2 protein-coding genes are annotated in these 2033 nt (G+C 68.5%); one reads left to right on the top strand and one right to left on the bottom strand.

Features of this window, described 5'->3' with window-relative positions:
• The coding region (locus AC1DZ6_RS24220) for a glycoside hydrolase family 2 TIM barrel-domain containing protein (protein ID WP_477099654.1) at positions 1-1483 on the top strand (1483 nt) is incomplete at its 5' end.
• Between the two features lie 134 nt (positions 1484-1617).
• Here the strand turns inward: AC1DZ6_RS24220 and AC1DZ6_RS24215 are convergent.
• The coding region (locus tag AC1DZ6_RS24215; RefSeq protein ID WP_477099653.1) for a glycoside hydrolase family 97 C-terminal domain-containing protein at positions 1618-2033 on the bottom strand (416 nt) is incomplete at its 5' end.

Here is a 2033-nt window from a genome sequence, read left to right as displayed (position 1 = left end):
CGGGTCGGTGGTGGACCGCTACGTCACCCGCTTCGGCGTCCGCTCGATCGCCTTCGACGCCGACAAGGGCTTCCTGCTGAACGGTCAATCCGTGAAGCTGAAGGGCTCCTGCAACCACCAGGACCACGCCGGCGTCGGCGCGGCCATTCCCGACGCTCTGCAAGTCTGGCGGTTGGAGCAGCTGAAGAGCATGGGCAACAACGCCTATCGCGCCTCGCACAATCCGCCGACGGTCGAGCTGCTGGACGCCTGCGACCGTATGGGCATCCTGGTGATCGACGAGACCCGCCGGATGTCCAGCGACCCCACCTCGCTGGACGAGCTGGAGCGCCTGGTCCGCCGCGACCGCAACCACCCGTCGGTGATCCTGTGGTCGATCGGCAACGAGGAGCCGCAGCAAGGCACGGCCCGCGGGGCCAAGGTGGCCACCACCATGAAGCGGCTGGTCAACCGGCTAGACCCCAGCCGCCTGGTCATCGCGGCGATGGACAACGGCTTCGGCGAGGGCATCAGCGCCGTCATCGACGTCCAGGGCTTCAACTATCGCCACGAGAAGATGGACGACTTCCACGCCAGGTTCCCGCACGTGCCGGTGATCGGCACCGAGAGCGCCAGCACCGTGGCCACGCGCGGCGAATACGCCCGCGACGACGCCAAGTCCTACGTCCCGGCCTACGACACCGAGCATCCCTGGTGGGCGACCACGGCCGAGAAGTGGTGGAGCCACGCGGCCGACCGTCCGTGGATGGCCGGCGGCTTCATCTGGACCGGCTTCGACTATCGCGGCGAGCCGACCCCCTTCAACCGTTGGCCCAGCATCAGCTCGCACTTCGGCGCGTTCGACACCTGCGGCTTCCCGAAGGACAACTATTACTACTACCGCGCCTGGTGGCGTCCCGAGCCGCTGTTGCACCTGCTGCCGCACTGGAACTGGGAAGGCCGCGAGGGCCAGCCGATCGCGGTCTGGGCCCACAGCAACTGCGACAAGGTCGAGCTGTTCCTGAACGGCAAGAGCCAGGGCGTGCGGGACGTCGTTCCCAACCACCATGTCGAATGGTCGGTGTCCTATGCGCCGGGCGTGATCGAGGCCCACGGCTACAAGGCCGGCAAGGTCATCCTGCGCGAACGCCGCGAGACCGCCGGCCCGGCCGCCAGCCTGCGCCTGACGGCGGACCGCTCGCGGGTCGCCGCCGACGGCCAGGACGTTGCGATCCTCAAGGTGGAAGTGCTGGACGCCAAGGGCCGGCTGGTTCCCCGCGCTGATGAGCTCGTGACCTTCGCGGTGACCGGTCCCGGCCAGGTGATCGGCGTCGGCAACGGCAACCCGACCAGTCACGAGCCGGACGTCGCCAGCTCGCGCAAGGCCTTCAACGGCTTGGTCCAGGCGATCGTCCGCACACGGCGCGGTCAGGCTGGCGAGCTGCGGGTGACGGCGTCGGCGCCGGGACTGAAGGCGAGCACTGTGAGCGTGACGGTGGGCTAGCCCCCTCAACAATCAAGATTGTCATCCCGGGCGTAGCGAAGCGAAGACCCGGGACCGACGCCTGAGCTCAGCACTTCGGGGCGGTCCCGGATCGGCGCGCTGCGCGCTTGTCCGGGATGACTCCGTTGTTGGGGCTAATCCAGCGCCTTGAACCGCACCGCCGTCCCGCCGCCCGGCGCCATGGCGAACTCCAGGCTGTCCTTGCTGGTCACCACCTTCTTCGACACCGCCAGGGCCGTGGTGTTGGTGATGTAGTCCGCGCCCGGACCGTCGGCGTAGATCTGGGCCTCGTAGCGCTTGCCGGGGGCCAGGAAGTCCAGCTTCTGGGTCAGCTTGCGGGCGGTCTCGTCGGTCAGGGCGCCCAGGAACCAGTCCTTGCCGCCGCGCGGCTGGCGGGCCACCACGATGTAGTCGCCGATCTCGCCCTGCAGCGTCTTGGACGTCTCCCAGTCGGTGGGCACGTCGCGGATGAACTGGAAGGCGTCGGGGCGGGCTTCGTAGTTTTCCGGCAGGTCGGCGGCCATCTGGATCGGGCTGTACAGCACCACGT

This window comes from Caulobacter sp. P1_B12_2, from assembly GCF_056406675.1.
The sequence above is the reverse complement of the archived record's forward strand: the minus strand, read 5'-3'. Positions and strand labels throughout refer to the sequence as shown.